Annotated in this window: 14 protein-coding genes; 10 read left to right on the top strand and 4 right to left on the bottom strand. The window is 63.9% G+C overall.

Annotated elements, in window-relative coordinates; all coding sequences use genetic code 11:
* Positions 1-35: 35 nt before the first annotated feature.
* Positions 36-506, bottom strand: a complete 471-nt coding sequence (gene lrp, locus VIM95_RS13580; protein ID WP_331986508.1) for a leucine-responsive transcriptional regulator Lrp — start codon at positions 504-506, stop codon at positions 36-38.
* A gap of 259 nt (positions 507-765) precedes the next feature.
* Here lrp and putA point away from each other — a divergent pair, with 259 nt between their 5' ends.
* From putA to VIM95_RS13550, 6 genes are all read left to right on the top strand, one after another.
* Entirely contained in the window at positions 766-3,879 is a 3,114-nt protein-coding gene (gene putA / locus VIM95_RS13575; RefSeq protein WP_331986506.1) for a bifunctional proline dehydrogenase/L-glutamate gamma-semialdehyde dehydrogenase PutA, read from the top strand.
* 141 nt (positions 3,880-4,020) lie between these two features.
* Positions 4,021-5,418 (top strand): methyl-accepting chemotaxis protein, encoded by a 1,398-nt coding sequence (locus VIM95_RS13570; protein ID WP_331986504.1) that lies wholly within the window; start codon positions 4,021-4,023, stop codon positions 5,416-5,418.
* Between the two features lie 66 nt (positions 5,419-5,484).
* Positions 5,485-6,459, top strand: coding sequence for a quinone oxidoreductase (locus VIM95_RS13565; protein ID WP_331986502.1), 975 nt, complete (start codon positions 5,485-5,487; stop codon positions 6,457-6,459).
* Between the two features lie 114 nt (positions 6,460-6,573).
* The gene (locus tag VIM95_RS13560; protein WP_331986500.1) at positions 6,574-7,431 is read left to right on the top strand and encodes a head GIN domain-containing protein; all 858 of its coding nucleotides are present in this window, start codon (positions 6,574-6,576) and stop codon (positions 7,429-7,431) included.
* Between the two features lie 127 nt (positions 7,432-7,558).
* Positions 7,559-8,776: a multidrug effflux MFS transporter gene (locus tag VIM95_RS13555; RefSeq protein WP_331986498.1), complete on the top strand. Its 1,218-nt coding sequence runs from the start codon at positions 7,559-7,561 to the stop codon at positions 8,774-8,776.
* A gap of 86 nt (positions 8,777-8,862) precedes the next feature.
* Complete coding sequence (locus VIM95_RS13550) at positions 8,863-9,762, top strand: AraC family transcriptional regulator (protein ID WP_331986496.1); 900 nt, start codon at positions 8,863-8,865, stop codon at positions 9,760-9,762.
* Here VIM95_RS13550 and VIM95_RS13545 read toward each other — a convergent pair.
* The gene (locus VIM95_RS13545; RefSeq protein ID WP_331986495.1) at positions 9,759-10,013 is read right to left on the bottom strand and encodes a PhaM family polyhydroxyalkanoate granule multifunctional regulatory protein; all 255 of its coding nucleotides are present in this window, start codon (positions 10,011-10,013) and stop codon (positions 9,759-9,761) included. The two genes, VIM95_RS13550 and VIM95_RS13545, sit on opposite strands and share 4 nt — an antisense overlap.
* Positions 10,014-10,061: 48 nt before the next feature.
* On the bottom strand, positions 10,062-10,919 hold the full coding sequence (locus VIM95_RS13540) for an AraC family transcriptional regulator (protein WP_331986494.1): 858 nt from the start codon (positions 10,917-10,919) through the stop codon (positions 10,062-10,064).
* A 119-nt stretch (positions 10,920-11,038) separates the two neighbouring features.
* On the opposite strand from VIM95_RS13540, the gene VIM95_RS13535 reads away from it, so the two are divergent.
* From VIM95_RS13535 to VIM95_RS13520, 4 genes are all read left to right on the top strand, one after another.
* A complete protein-coding gene (locus VIM95_RS13535) occupies positions 11,039-12,049 on the top strand; it encodes a phytanoyl-CoA dioxygenase family protein (RefSeq protein WP_331986492.1) in 1,011 nt (336 codons plus the stop codon).
* Between the two features lie 151 nt (positions 12,050-12,200).
* A complete protein-coding gene (locus tag VIM95_RS13530; protein WP_331986489.1) occupies positions 12,201-12,602 on the top strand; it encodes a GntR family transcriptional regulator in 402 nt (133 codons plus the stop codon).
* Positions 12,599-13,465 carry an ABC transporter ATP-binding protein gene (locus VIM95_RS13525; protein WP_331986487.1) on the top strand — a complete coding sequence of 289 codons (867 nt, stop codon included), beginning with the start codon at positions 12,599-12,601 and terminating at the stop codon, positions 13,463-13,465. Before VIM95_RS13530 ends, VIM95_RS13525 begins: the two co-directional genes overlap by 4 nt.
* 152 nt (positions 13,466-13,617) lie before the next feature.
* On the top strand, positions 13,618-14,895 hold the full coding sequence (locus tag VIM95_RS13520) for a hypothetical protein (RefSeq protein WP_331986485.1): 1,278 nt from the start codon (positions 13,618-13,620) through the stop codon (positions 14,893-14,895).
* A gap of 66 nt (positions 14,896-14,961) precedes the next feature.
* Here VIM95_RS13520 and VIM95_RS23405 read toward each other — a convergent pair whose 3' ends face one another.
* A complete protein-coding gene (locus tag VIM95_RS23405) occupies positions 14,962-15,126 on the bottom strand; it encodes a diguanylate cyclase domain-containing protein (RefSeq protein ID WP_414648530.1) in 165 nt (54 codons plus the stop codon).
* Position 15,127: the final 1 nt, after the last annotated feature.

Raw genomic sequence — 15,127 nt, 5'->3', positions numbered from 1 at the left:
CCGGTACCCGCCGTTTTTCATTTGCGCTATCGACTTCAGCCAGGGATGTGGATGCTGGTGGCGTGCTTGACCTCTTCCATCACCGCGTAGGTATGTGTCTCCCGCACGCCTGGCAGGCTCAGCAGGGTATTGCCCAGGAAGTCGCGGTAGGCCTTCATGTCACGCACGCGTGCCTTGACCAGGTAGTCGAAGCCACCGGCCACGAGGTGGCACTCCTGGACCTCGGGCCTATCCATGACCGCCAGCTTGAAGCGTTCGAACACCTCGGGCGTGGTGCGATCGAGCAGTACTTCGACGAACACCAGCAGGCCGGCGTCCAGCAGCTCCGGGTTGAGGCGGGCACCGTAGCCCAGGATGTAACCGTCGCGCGTCAGCCGCTTGACGCGCTCCAGGCAGGCGGTGGCGGAGAGGCCGATGCGCTTGGCAAGGTCTACATTGGCTATACGGCCGTCCGCCTGCAGTTCGCGGAGTATCTTTCGGTCTATGCGGTCGATTTCACTGTTCATTGGTTGAATATTCTGTGAAATTTTGTTCGACCAGATTTTATTCGGATTCGATGGCAAAAAATAGCGGCACATTTTGTCTGGCCGCCAGTACGATGCGCCCCGTTCTTCTTGCCGCACGCCAGCACTGCGGGCGGTGACAGGGACCGGCAGCGTATCCACAAGAACGTGGGGCTATCCGCCCCCGCCCGTGCCCGAATCGACCCGCGCATCCCACCCCGATGTGCGGGTTTTTAACGTTAACAGCCTCTAGGCCATGCCCATGACGCTACTGTATCCCGACCTGCCGCAAAGCCTTCCCAGCTTTGAAGGCATACGCAACAACCTGTTCCGCGACGAAGCGGAGGCCATCAACAGCCTGTTGCCCCTGGCCCGGCTGGACGAGCAGGCCGAAAAAGCCGTCTATGTCCGTACCCTGTCGCTTGCACAGGGTGTGCGACATGCCGCCGGCAAGAACCACTTCGAGGCCTTTTTGCAGAGCTATGGCCTGGGCAGCGAGGAGGGCATTGCCCTGATGGCGCTGGCCGAGGCCCTGCTGCGGGTACCGGATGTACCGACCCAGGACATCCTGATCCGCGATCTGCTTGAAAACCGCGACTGGCGCCGCTCCCAGACTGCCACCTGGCTGGTCAGCGCGGCCAGCCGTGCGCTGCTGTTTACCGATAGCTGGATAGACGCCAGCGAAGGTCGCCACTGGTTCGATCGCCTGCTGCGCAAGCTGGGCGAACCGGTGCTGCGCAATGCCATGAAGGCCGGCATGAAGGTGATGGCCAACAATTTCGTGGTGGGTGAGACCATCGAGGAAGCGCTGGACAACGCTGACCCGCGCTGGCGTTACTCCTACGACATGCTGGGTGAGGCCGCGCTGACCGCCGCCGACGCGGAGGCCTACTTCGTGGCCTACCACGAGGCCATCGCGGCGCTGGGCAAGCGGCCTGACCCCAACCAGGGTTTTGCCCGCCAGTCCATCTCTGTCAAGCTCTCGGCCATCCACCCGCGTTACGAGTTCGCCCAGCAGGACAGGGTGCAGAGTGAGCTGTACGGCCGTCTGCTCGATCTGGCCCAGGCGGCGGCCAAGGCCGATCTGGTGTTCAGCATCGACGCCGAAGAGAGCGAGCGGCTGGAGACTTCGCTATGGCTGTACGAGCGCCTGGTGCGTGAGCCCAGCCTCAAGAACTGGCGTGGTCTGGGCCTGGTGGTGCAGGCCTATCAGAAACGTGCACCCTTTGTGATCGATTGGCTGGCTGATCTGGCCGCCGATACCGGCCGCGTGCTGCCCATCCGCCTGGTGAAGGGTGCCTACTGGGATAGCGAGATCAAGCGCGCCCAGCAAAACGGCCTGGCCGGCTACCCGGTCTATACCCGCAAGCACCATACCGACGTGGCCTACCTGGCCTGTGCCCGCAAGCTGCTGAACCACGGCTCCAGCCGCTTCTACCCGCAGTTTGCCAGCCATAACGCCCAGACCCTGAGCTGGATCATGGAGGCCACCCGCAATACGCGGCGCGAGCTGGAGATCCAGCGCCTGCACGGCATGGGCGAGGCACTGCACACCCAGCTCAACGACCGCGAGGGCGTGGCCAGCCGCGTCTACGCGCCGGTGGGCCGCTTCCATGCCTTGCTGCCCTACCTGGTGCGCCGCCTCTTGGAAAATGGCGCGAACTCCTCTTTCGTCCACCAGTTGGCCGATACCAGCGTGCCGCTGGAAAGCATTGCCGACAACCCGGCCCTGAACGTTGCCCGCCAGGCCGTCACCCCGGGTGTCAAAGCCCCGAGCGAAGTGTTCGCTCCCCGCCGCAACAGCCAAGGATTTGCCATGACCGATACCGTAACGCTGGAACCCCTGCGCCAGCGCCTTGCCGCCCTTGAGAGCCAGTCTTTCCACGCCAGCCCCATCGTGGGCGGCGAGCGCGGTACTGGTACTTCGCAAGCCCGCGTCAGCCCTATCGACCAGACACGCCAGATCGGTACCCTGGTGGCCAGTGGCGCTGCTGACATCGAACGTGCCCTGGACCTGGCCGACGCAGCCCAGGATGCCTGGTCGGCCCGCCCGGCCAGCGAACGTGCCGCCCTGCTGGATAAGGCGGCCGATCTGCTGGAAGCCCGCCAGGACGAATTCCTCTGGCTGCTGAGCCGCGAAGCCGGCAAGACCCTGCCAGACGCGCTGGGCGAACTACGCGAGGCGGTGGACTACTGCCGCTTCTACGCCCAGGAGGCCCGCCGCCTGATGGGCTCAGCCATTCCGCTGCCGGGCGTGACGGGCGAATCGAACGAGCTGCGCCTGAGCGGCCGTGGTCCCTTCGTGGCCATCGCGCCCTGGAACTTCCCGCTGGCCATCTTCCTGGGCCAGGTCACCGCTGCCCTTGCCGCGGGTAACACCGTACTCGCCAAGCCTTCGCGCCGCACGCCGCTGATCGGCATGCGTGCCATCGAGGCCCTGCTGGACGCAGGCGTGCCGGGCGAGGTGCTGCACTACCTGCCGGGTGAGTCGGGAGGCCTGTCGGACAAGCTGCTGGGCGACCATCGTGTAGCCGGCGTGGCCTTTACCGGCTCGACCGGTGCGGCCTGGAAGATCAACCGCACCCTGGCGGCGCGTGATTCCTCCATCGCCAGCCTGATCGCCGAGACCGGCGGCCTCAATGCCATGATTGCCGACAGCTCTGCGCACGTGGAGCAGCTGATCATCGACGTGCTGATGAGTGCCTTCAACTCGGCTGGTCAGCGTTGCTCGGCGCTGCGTATCCTGCTGGTGCAGGACGATATTGCCGACAGCGTCATCACCCGCCTGGGTGAGGCCATGCAGGAGCTGCGCCTGGGCGACCCGCTGCAGCTTGCTACCGACGTGGGCCCGACCATCGACACGCTGTCGCAGCGCGACCTGGCGGCCTACTGCGACAAGCTGGCCACCACGGCCCGCCGTATCGCCACTACGCCGCTGCCGGCCGAGCTGTCCAAGGGCTGCTATTTTGCACCGCAGGCCTTTGAGGTATCGCTCGACCAGTTGCCGACCAGCGAGACCTTCGGCCCGGTGCTGCATATCGCTCGCTTCAAGGGTGAGGAGCTGGCCGATGCCATCCATCGCGTCAACAAGCTGGGCTTCGGTCTGACCATGGGTGTGCACACCCGCCTCGACAGCACGGTGGAGACGGTGCGCAAGCTGGCCAAGGTTGGCAACCTCTACGTCAACCGCAATCAGATCGGTGCCGTGGTCGGTTCGCAGCCTTTCGGTGGCGAAGGCCTCTCGGGTACCGGCTTCAAGGCTGGCGGCCCGCACTATCTGCTGCGTTTTGCCTGTGAACGTACCGTTACCATCAACACTGCCGCGGTGGGTGGCAACGTCAAGCTGATGGCCGGTGGCGAGGCGGAGCAGGCCTAGATCGCTTTGTTGTCCGCGTGCGACGCAACGCTAAGTCGCTGATCAAAAAGCCCACCTTCACGGTGGGCTTTTTTGATATTGGGACGCCCGCCGAGGTAGGCTAGGATGAAGCACTCAGGCGGTTCCCAATAAGGGCGGATTGTGTTCAATTTCAAAAGCATCAGCCTCAAGCTCAACCTGCTGTTCGTCGCCATTGTCACCCTGGTGCTGGCGGCCTCTGGCGCCTACAACTACTACCGCACCCAGGCCGACCTGCAGCAGCAGCGGCAGGCTACCCTGGTGGGCATACTGGACCGCTTGTCGCAGTCCTTGCCCGTGGCGGTCTGGAATTTCGATGCGACCCAGGTCGAAAGCATCGTCCGCTCCGAGCTCAACCGCTCCTTTGTGCGTGGCATCACCGTCAGTGCCGAGGACAAAGTCTTTCTGGCGTTGCAGCGCGATGCCAGCGCCAAGGTGGTGAGCGGCCAGGCGCAGTTGCAGGAGAGCGACGAGCGCCGAGCGCGCGAGCTGCGCTACTCGGCCAATGGCACGATGCGCACGGTGGGCAGGATAGAGTTGGTCAGCAGCAATGCCGATATCGAAGCCCAGCTGCGTGACCGGCTGGTCTTCATCATCGCCCAGATCCTGGTGCTGGATGCCATTCTGGTACTGGCCTTGTCGCTGGCCATGCGCAGCTTTGTGATCCAACCGCTGCGCAAGGTGAATACCGCCCTGGCCGAGATCGCCCAGGGCCGGCTCAAGACGTCCTCGGGTGTGGCCTGTCGCGACGAGATCGGCCAACTGGCGGTATCGGTCCATCTGATGAGTGACACCCTGGCCAGCGTGATCGGCAAGGTGCGCAACTCCACCGAGCTGGTGAGTGATGCTGCCGCGCAGATCAGTGGCGCCGCCATGTCGCTGTCGGCCTCCAGCAGCAGCCAGGCAGCCAGCGTGGAAGAGACCAGCGCCTCCATGGAACAGGTGACTGCCTCGGTGGCGCAGAACACCGAAAATGCCCGCGCCACTGATAGCATAGCCATGCAGAACGTTGAGCAGGCCGAGGCGGGCGGCGATGCGGTACGGCAGACGGTAACCGCGATGAACCAGATCGCGCAGAAGATCGGCGTGATCGACGAGATTGCCTATCAGACCAATATGCTGGCGCTCAATGCCGCCATCGAGGCTGCCCGCGCCGGCCCGCATGGCAAGGGCTTTGCGGTGGTGGCGCAGGAGGTGCGCAAGCTGGCAGAGCGCAGCCAGAATGCCGCCCGCGAGATCGGCGAGCTGGCCGGCAAGAGCGTGGCCCTGGCCAACCAGGCGGGCCAGTTGTTCGACGTCATGGTGCCCAGCATCCGCCGTACCGCGGCCCTGGTGCAGGAGATTTCCGCCGCCTCGGGCGACCAGACCAGCGGCATCGAGCAGATCCATTCCGGTGTGAGCCAGATCAGCCTCTCCATGCAGTCCAATGCGGCTGCGGCCGAGGAATTGTCGGCCACGGCGACCGCCATGACTGATCAGGCGACCGACCTGCGGCAGATGGTGGCCTATTTCAAACTCTGACCGTCTTCGGCGGTTAGTCCGGCCCGTGCCCGCCTGGCACGGGCTTTTGCATCTATGGAGCCCGATATGAGCCAGGTAGTACGCTTCCACCAGACCGGTGGCCCGGAAGTCCTGCAGCTGGAAGAGCTGGACGTTGGCAGCCCAGGACCTGGCCAGGCGCGGGTACGGCATACCGCCATCGGCCTCAACTTTATCGACACCTACTACCGCAGCGGCCTTTACGCGCAGCCATTGCCCTCAGGCCTGGGTTCGGAAGCGGCCGGCGTGGTCGAGGCGGTGGGGGTTGGGGTCGAAGGGTTGCAGCCTGGTGACCGGGTGGCCTACGCCAGCGGCCCCCTGGGTGCCTATGCCAGCGAACGGCTGATTCCGGCCGACAAGCTGCTCAAGCTGCCCGATGCGATTGCCGATGAGACCGCGGCGGCGATGATGCTGCAGGGCCTGACCGCCGAGTATCTCTTGCGCCGGACCTATGCGGTGCAACCGGGCGATGCCATCCTGATCCACGCTGCCGCAGGCGGGGTAGGGCAGATCGCGGTGCAGTGGGCCAAGGCCCTCGGTGCCAGGGTGATCGCCACGGCTGGCGGTGCGGACAAGGTGGCGCTGGTGAAGCAGCTGGGCGCCGATGTGGTGATCGACTACCGCAGCGAGGACTTTGTCGCCGCCGCCCGTGCCGCTACCGGTGGCGTGGGGGTGAGGGTGGTGTACGACGGCGTGGGTAAGGACACCTTTGCCGGCTCGCTCGACTGCCTGGCACCGCGTGGTCTGATGGTGACCTACGGCAATGCTTCCGGCCCGGTGCCGGAGATATCGCCCTTGCTGCTGTCGCAAAAGGGTTCGCTGTTCCTGACCCGACCCACCCTGGGTAGCTATATCGCCACTCGCCAGGAGCTGGAGGCTGCCGCCGCCGCCTTGTTTGCGGTGGTGGCAAATGGCTCGGTCAAGATCAGCGTGGCGCAGCGTTACCCGCTGACCCAGGCGGCCCAGGCCCATGTGGACCTGGCTGCGCGCAAGACGGTGGGTTCGACCATCCTGATCCCTTGAGTGTGTCGCAGGGGCGCCACGGGGCATGCCATGATGCTTGTGGGATATAACATACTATGTAGTATGCTATATCTCAAAGGCGCGGAACCCTGCGCCACCCACAAGGAACCGCTCATGACCCGCTCCCTGCTTACCCTGGCCTGCCTACTCGCATTGGGCGGGTGTGCCGTTGTCGTCGTTCCATCCGAGGGGGACTACTACAGTTACTCCGGTGGCTCGCAAACCGTTGGCGACGGCCAGCGCAGAATAGAGAACCGTACCGTCGGCGCGGCCGAACAAGTGGAGATCAGCGGTTCCATCATTGCCGACGTACGCCAGGGCAATACGGTCTCGCTGGAGGTGGAGGCAGATAGCAATCTCCTGCCCCTGCTGCATACCGAAGTTAGCAACGGCACGCTCAAGGTTTGGATGGAAGGCAGCGTCAAGACCAGTAACGGTCTGCGGGTCCGCTACACCACACCGCAGGTCAACAAGCTCGTCCTGTCCGGTTCCGGCCGCATCAATGCCATGGGCCTCAACGCCGACAAGCTCAGCGCTGTCTGTAACGGATCGGGCACCATCCAACTGGCGGGTCTGGCCACGGTGCTCGATGCACGCTCCAATGGCTCGGGCAGCATCGAGGCCAATACCCTGCAGACCTCGCGCGTCAAAGCCAGCCTCAACGGCTCGGGCAATCTGGTCCTTGGGCAATTGCAGGGCGACAGCCTGGAGGCTGACATCCGCGGCTCGGGCAATCTGCGCGCCGCCGGCACGGTCAGGCACGTGAACGCCAGCGTCTACGGTTCGGGTAATGCCAATATGGGCGGCCTGAGCGCGGAATCGGCCGATCTGTCGACCTATGGCTCGGGTGACGTGACCGTGGCAGTCAGCCGGACCGTCAGTGCGCGTAGCGTGGGCTCGGGTGACATCACCATCTACGGCAATCCGTCCCAGCGCGATATCAGCGGCAGGAACGTACGCATCAAAGGTTGAGCCCTGGGCAGGGTAGGGGAGTGCCACCCCACCTACCCACCGGACCGGGCAAGTTCTCCCAACTGTGCCGGTTCAGGGGGCGCGTCTTTCGTTAGACTGCGCGGTCTCCCCTGTCCCGGTTTTTTGCATGTCTGCTACCCATACCGAGCCCTCCCGCGCCGGCTTCGTGCTGCTTTTGGCCGGCCTTGCCATGTTCGGGCCGTTCTCGATCGACACCATCTTCCCCATGTTCCCGCAGATGGAGCGAGCGCTGGCGATCGGGCCGGTCGAGATGCAGCAGACCATCAGCGTCTACCTGCTTGCCTATGGTCTGATGTCCCTGCTGCACGGCCCGCTGTCCGATGCGCTCGGTCGGCGCTCGGTCATCCTCGCCGGCGTAGTGGTGTTTGCCCTGGCCTCGGTGGGCTGCGCATTTTCCACCAGCCTCTGGCAGCTCTTGCTGTTCCGGGCGATCCAGGGTGTCTCGGCGGGTTCCGGCCTGATCGTGGGCCGGGCCATCATCCGTGACCGCTTCCATGGGGCCGAAGCGCAGCGGGTGATGTCGCGCATTACCATGGTGTTCAGCGTGGCGCCGGCCATCGCGCCCATGATAGGCGGGTTGATCGGCACCCAGTTCGGCTGGGAGGCCATCTTCTGGTTCCTGGCGCTCTTTTCGGTGCTGCTCCTGGCCTGTTGCTGGCGTTGGCTGCCGGAGACCCACCCCAAGGCATCCCGGCTGGCGCTGGAGCCGGTGCCCTTGTTCGCGCGCTACTTTGACATGCTGCGCAACCCGGCCTATGTCTGGTTGTGTTTGTCGGGTTCCTTCAATTTCTCGGCGCTGTTCATCTTTATCGCGTCGGCGCCGGTGTTCGTGCTCACCCATCTGGGCTTGGGTGCTACCCAGTTCGGCTACTTTTTCGTGCCCACCATCCTGGGCATGATGACCGGCGCCTTCCTGTCCGGCCGCCGTGCCGGTCGCCACACCCCTGCCAGCAATGTGCGTTTGGCCTACAGCATCATGCTGCTCGCCGGTCTGGGTAATCTGGCCTACTGTCTGGCCGCGCCCGGCATTGCCTGGCCCTGGGCGGTCATCCCTATCATGCTCACCGGCATTGGCATCTCCTTGGCCTTCCCGACCCTGACCTTGCTGGTGTTGGACCTATATCCGCATGAACGGGGCACGGCCTCGTCACTGCAGGCGTTTATCCAGCTGATGTTCAGTTCCCTCGTCGCGGGTGTGATCTCGCCCTGGCTGGCGCCACGGCCTTGGGCGCTGGCGCTGGGTGCGCTAGCGTGTACCGTGCTGGGCCTGCTCGCCTGGTTGCAGGTAGGCCGGAGCGGTCTGAAGACGGATGTAGTTCACTAAGGCTGCTGCGCCGCAAATGCGCAAGCCAGGGAGAGTGAGGGGCGTGGGCCTGACTTAGGCTGTGCAGGTCCTGAAACGGAAACAGCATGCGCAGACAGACCGAACTGACCTACCGCGACCGGATCAACCGGGTGATCGTCCATATCGAGTCGCACCTGGCCGAACCTATCGACAGCGAACAACTGGCCGAGGTGGCGCTGATGTCGCGCTACCACTTCCAGCGCATGTTCGTTGCCATGCAGGGTGAGTCACCACTCGAGTATCTGCAGCGCAGGCGGCTGCACACCGCGGTCGACAAGCTGTTGGCGAGTGAGGCCAGCGTGACGGCGATCGCGCTCGACTGCGGTTTTGAGAGCGTGCATGCACTGGGCAAGGCCCTGCGGCGTAGCACCGGCCTCAGCGCCACTGCCTTGCGCCGCGCCATGGCGCAGGGACGGCCACATCCGTTCAGGACTTTCCCTCCCATACATTCGAGTAAAGGAAAGACCATGCTGCAGCCCGAGTTCCGTGAGTTTCCTACCCGTCCGCTCTTGATTGCCACCGAGTACGGCATGATCAACAACAATGCCGGGGTGGCGGCCCGCAAGGCCTTTGCCAGGCTGGAAGACGCAGTGGCAGCCAATGAGCACTGGCGGCCCTTGGTTTGCGGTTGTCTGGATTTCTGTGGCCGTGCACCGATCGGGCCGAACGACCCCGATCTGCCTTTCCATGCTGCGCTGGTCTTGCGCGAGGCGATCACCCTGCCCGAGGGGAGCGACCTGGGCTTCCATTACTTCGAGGGTGGGCCGGCGGCAGTCTTTCTACACCGTGGGCCCTACGACACGCTCTGGCAGACCTGGCAGGCCATCTACCGCGACTGGGTACCGAACTGTGGCCTGGAATTGCGTCACACGGCGGATTGGGAGGAGTACCTGAATTCCCCTCATGAGGTGGCGCCCGAAGCCTTGCTCACCGAGATCTGCGTCCCTTTGAAAAAGCTTCCCTAGCTGCCGCTGTCCGAGGACGGCTTCTCTCGCGGCTTGAGTGCCGCCAGGCTGGCCTGCTGCAGCTCCAGCGTGCGTATGCTCATCTGCAGCATGCTGACCTGCATGCCCAGCCACTGCTCCACCGTGCGTAGCTCGGCGATCTTGCGGGCACATTCTTCCTCGGTCAGTGGCGGCATAAAGGGCTGCATGCCCTCCATGGGCTTGAAGAACTGCTGGAAGAAGGCGAAAGGGTTGTTGCTGGCATCGCTCATGGTGGCTCCTCTTTATATCTGCATTATGGCAGGCGCCAGCCTGCACGGTTATGGCTTACGGTAGCGGGCGCGTAGCTCGCGCGGGGTCTGCTGCCGGCTGGCAACAAACTGGCGGTTGAAATGCGCCAGATTGCGGTAGCCGGCTTCGCTGGCGATCACGCCTATGGGCTTGTCGGTGCTGATCAAGAGCTGGCAGGCATGGCCTATACGCAGCTGGGTGAGATAGCCCAGCACGGTCTGCCCGGTGTGGCGCTTGAAGAAACGGTGGAAGGCGCCGACCGACAGGGCGGCTTGCGCGGCCAGCTCGGCAATGGTCGGTGGGTCGGCAAAGTCGCGGTGCAGGGTGTCGAGTATGCGGCTCAGCCGTTCCCGGCCCGCATCCTTGCCGCCCAGTGGGATCGTGCTGCCCAGGGGCTTGGCTGCCTCGTCGCCGGTCAGCAACAGCAGTATCTGCAGTAGTACCGGCACCCGTTCCGCTGCCGTCTTGTCGCGCAGGCTCAGCAGCAGCGGCTGGGCAGCGGCGGCGGTCTCGCCGGAAAAGACCAGGCTGTGGCCGGCAGCCTGGGCCAACCGGCGCAAGGGGCCCAGCTCCGGCAAGCCGGCCACCAGCTGCTCCAACCAGGCCAGGCTGAACCAGACCACCACCGCCAGCATGGGCTGATCCGGGTCTGGCCGCTCGCTGGCCGCCCAGGTATGGGGCTGATTGGGCCCGACCAGGACCAGGTCGCCGGGCGCGAAGTCGGTCAACTGATCGCCGATGTAGCGCTGCCCCTGCGCGTTGAGGGTCAGCGTGAGTTCGAATTCCGGGTGGTAATGCCAGATGAAGGGAATCTCCGGCAATTCTCTCCAGAGCAGGGCCCAGGAGGCACCGGGTGGAACGGTCACATGTTCGAACTGCGGGCGCATGGCGACGATTTGTATCAGTCTGGACGTCAGTATCGTATCAATACTGGGCAGCCGGCGCATATTTCCTGGCCCGCACTTCCGCACAATGGCAGCACATCCCAACGATATGGAGGCTGACCATGAACGACCGCTACCGCTATGGCGACCAACGCCCGGGCAACCCCACCGTGGCCTATGCCGAACGGCCGCAACTGCGTGATATCCAAAAGCAGCTGCCGCTGCGGGTACTGAGCGAGGCGGACTTCAAGCACTGGCAGACCTATGGCTTTGTGATCGTCAAACAGGCGGTGCCGGCGGCCCAGGTCAAGCGTACGACCGACTTTCTGTGGCAGTTCCAGGAATTGGACCCAGCGCGCCCCGACACCTGGGACCAAGCTGAATTGCGCAGCCACGAGATGCAGGAGCTCAATGGCTCGGGCATGGTGGAGGCCTACCAGAACCAGACCTTGTGGGACAACCGCCAGAGCCAGCGCATCTACGATGCCTTTGTCGATATCTGGGATACCGAGGCGCTGTGGGTCACCATCGATCGTGCCAACCTCAATACCCCGAACCGCGGCAAGCGTCGCTTTGGCGGCTTTATCCACTGGGATGCGGACACCACGCTCGATCCGCTGCCGGTCAATGTGCAGGGCGTGCTGGCCTTGTCCGATACCCGTGAGGAATCGGGCGGCTTTCAGTGCATACCGGAACTGTTCGAGCACTTTGCCGAGTGGCGCCGTAGCGCCCCTCAGGATCGCAATCCCTGGCGGCCGGACCTCGATACCCCCGGTGCCGTGCCCTGGCCGTTGCGCTTTATCCCCATGCAGGCAGGCGACCTGCTGATCTTCAACAGCCTGTTGGCACACGGCATACGGCCCAATACCTCGGAAGACGGGGTGCGGCTGGCGCAGTACATCAGCTTTACCCCGGCGGACGAGGGCAACACCGCGCTGCGTGATGAGCGGGTGGCCTCCTGGTACCAGCGCGAGCCGGCCAAGGGCTTTGCCTTTCCTGGCGACCCGCGTCGCTGGGAGCAGACCCGCTACCCGCGCGCCGAACTGAGCGCATTGGGCGAGCGCGTGCTGGGCCTGCGTAGCTGGGACACGGATGAGCGGGCTTACGACCCCGCCAGCCGCTTCCCTGACTGACACCGCATTCAAGCTGTTCCCTCAAACACCCCGCCCGTGCGGGGTGTTTTGTTTTTCCCGTTGGGAAATTGATACGGCCGTGCGCCTGAGTACTTGACGCTGCCACGTTGTGTGATTACTGTATTAATCAACTAATACAGTATACAAGACAATGCCACCCAGCTCCCTGACCCTGTTTTCGGTTTCGCCCGGCTCACCCGAGCCCTTGTATCGCCAGCTGATGGACCAGATACGACGGCTGGTGGCAGGTGGCCAGCTGGCGCCGGGGGATGACCTGCCTTCGGTACGCGATTTGGCCCAGAGCCTGACGCTCAACCCCATGACGGTCTCCAAGGCCTATGGCCTTCTGGAGATGGAGGGGGTGCTGCAACGGCGACGGGGCCTAGGCATGCAGGTGGCAGGTGCGCAGGGCAAACCTGCCTTGGATGTGGCCGCTCGGCTCGAACTACTGCGCCCCATCCTGGAGCGCGCAGCCTTGGAAGCCCGGCAGTTGGAGCTGGATAGCAACTTCGTGCTGGAATTATTTCAACAAATCTTCGAGGAAAAGACATGAACCCCTTGGTCATAGAGATCGCTGGGCTGGAAAAGCACTTTGGCAAACAGGCGGTGCTAAAGGGGCTGGATTGGCAGATCCCTGCCGGCAAGGTGGTGGGCCTGTTGGGGCGTAACGGCGCGGGCAAGTCCACCCTGATGGAGTGCATGCTTGGTCTGCGCGAGGCGGACGCTGGCGCGAGCCATCTGTTTGGTGAACCGGCACACTCGCTGGGGGATGCCAGCCGCGCGCGCATCGGCTATGTGCCGCAACAGGCGGACCTGTTCGAGTGGCTGACACCTCGCCAATTGCTGGACTACTTCCGTGCCTTCTACCCGCGCTGGAATACCGAGAAGGTGGAAGGGCTGTTCAGTCGTTGGCAGATTGATCGGGACAAGGCCATCAGCACACTCTCGGGTGGCCAGAAGCAACGTCTCGCCATCATCCGGGCGCTTGCCCATGATCCCGAACTCTTGATCCTGGACGAGCCGGTCGCCAGCCTGGACCCTGTAGGCCGGCGCGACTTCCTGCATGAGCTGATCGATGGCGTGATCGAGCGCAATACCACCGTGCTGTTCTCTACCCATATCCTGTCCGACCTCGAGCGCATTGCCATGGAGGTGGCCTTCCTCAAGGAGGGGCGCATTACCCTGCAGACTAGTCTGGATGAGTTGTTGGAAACGACCCGCCGGGTCAGTGGCCCGAGCGAAGTGCTGTTGCAGATTGCGCCTGCAGAGCGCATCAGTGTGCCGCAGACGATGCAGGGTGGCGGCAGTGTGCTGGCGCGGTTGAGCCCCGAGCGATTGGCCCAGATACGCACGGTGCCCGCACTGTCGGTCGAGCCGGTGAGCCTGGAGGACCTGTTCGTCGAGGTGACCCAATGAACGCGTACCGGAGCTTACTTTGGCAAGCCTATGGCGTATTGCGCGGTGCTGCTTCTTGGGTACTGCTGGGGTTGTCTGTTTTGTGCGCTATTGTGCCGCTAGTGGCTGCGCTCATGGCGAAATTACCCTGGCAAATGGCAACAAGCCTGGCATTGGCGATTCCACTGGTGATCATGGCCAGCGCCTTCTGGGCAAGCTACCCACAGCGGGCGCTGGCACAGAATACGCCGCTCAATGCCCAACTGGTACCGGGCTTCAGGCGGCGCCTGCTCAACGTGACCGTGGCCCTGTGGTTGGCCACCGCCACCTTGATCGCGGCGGTGTTTGCGCTGAGCTTTGGTCATTTCATCCAGATCTGGCTGATCGCCGCCGCAATTGCGCTCTATATCGCGCTCTGCCTGCGTTCGCCATGGATCTTTACGCTCTATCTGCTGGCCTGGCTGGCATCCAATACAGGTCTTACGCCGTGGCCGCTGCTTGAGGCTGCGCTGAGATCGGCACTTGGTGGGGCAGGTCTGCTTGTAGCGATGATTGTGCTGGGTTACGTGGCGTGGTCCTGGATCTTCGCCCGCGGCGGAGATGGCCACTGGCGGCTACAAGGACGGCAAGCCCGTATGACCCGCGCCTTCAGGGGCGGCCCGCAGCCGCAGGCCACCAAGGCCAATCGCTGGCTGGGAGGTGTCAATCCCTTGAGCTACCACCGCTTTCTGCAAACTGCGCTGGTGCAGGGGCACAAGCCTGTCGAATTATTGAGCTACGGGCTGGGGCCGAATGCCTTCTGGGGTACTTTTTATTCCCAGGTCCTGATCACGGCGGTACTGATATTGGGCGCTCTGCTGGCCCGTCATCTGGGCCTGTTGCAGATGCTGGGCATCAACCTGCCGGATGCCATGCTGCGCGCCATGTTGCTGCCGGGGCTGATTCCCTTGCTGACCGCGCCTTGGACGCTCTGGAGCGCCATCTACCAGAGCCGTAAGGAGCAGGCCCTGCTGCAGCTCCTGCCTGGTGTCCCGCAGGGAAGGGCGCTAAACCGGGTATTGGCATGCTTGCACCTGCGCTATCTGCTGCGTGCCTGGCTCTTGTTCGGCCTGCTTGGCGGGCTACTGATGCTCTTACCCGGGGCCAAGGACGACTGGGTCACTCCGGTGCTGGGTGCACTGGCCGCCTTCAACCTGCTGACCGCTGGCCTGGTGCTGGGTGACTATGCGCGGCTCAAGCCACCGTCGCTGGCGGGCTACGCTTGGCTGATGGTCGCGGCCTTCGTATTTGTCGGGGCGTGGATCTTTGTGGACCGGGTGCTGTTTGCGGTGCCCTTGCCGTTACTGTGTACCCTCTGTGCGTTGGTGGCAGCGGTCTGGATGTACCTGCGCTGGCGCATGATGCTTGCCGCGCCCAATGCCTTCCCTGCAGGCCGCATGGCGGCTTCGTAGCTTGCCCGGGTTGACATCCCGTCAGCCAGGTCGCCCTGCGGGTGGCCTGACTGGGCGGGGGCCCGGTTAGCCGGCGGGTTGCTGCAGGGCAGCCACCGCCACCCGGTTGCGCCCCTGGTGCTTGGCCTCATAAAGGGCGATGTCGGCCTTTCTGATGACCGTGGCGAGGTCGTCGTCGCTGCTGGGCCAGTGCGCCACACCCAGCGAGATGGTGACCTCGTTGCCGGTCACG

The sequence above is a fragment of the Chitinimonas sp. genome, assembly GCF_036568685.1.
In the GTDB taxonomy this organism is placed as follows: Bacteria; Pseudomonadota; Gammaproteobacteria; order Burkholderiales; family Chitinimonadaceae; genus Chitinimonas.
The sequence above is the reverse complement of the archived record's forward strand: the minus strand, read 5'-3'. Positions and strand labels throughout refer to the sequence as shown.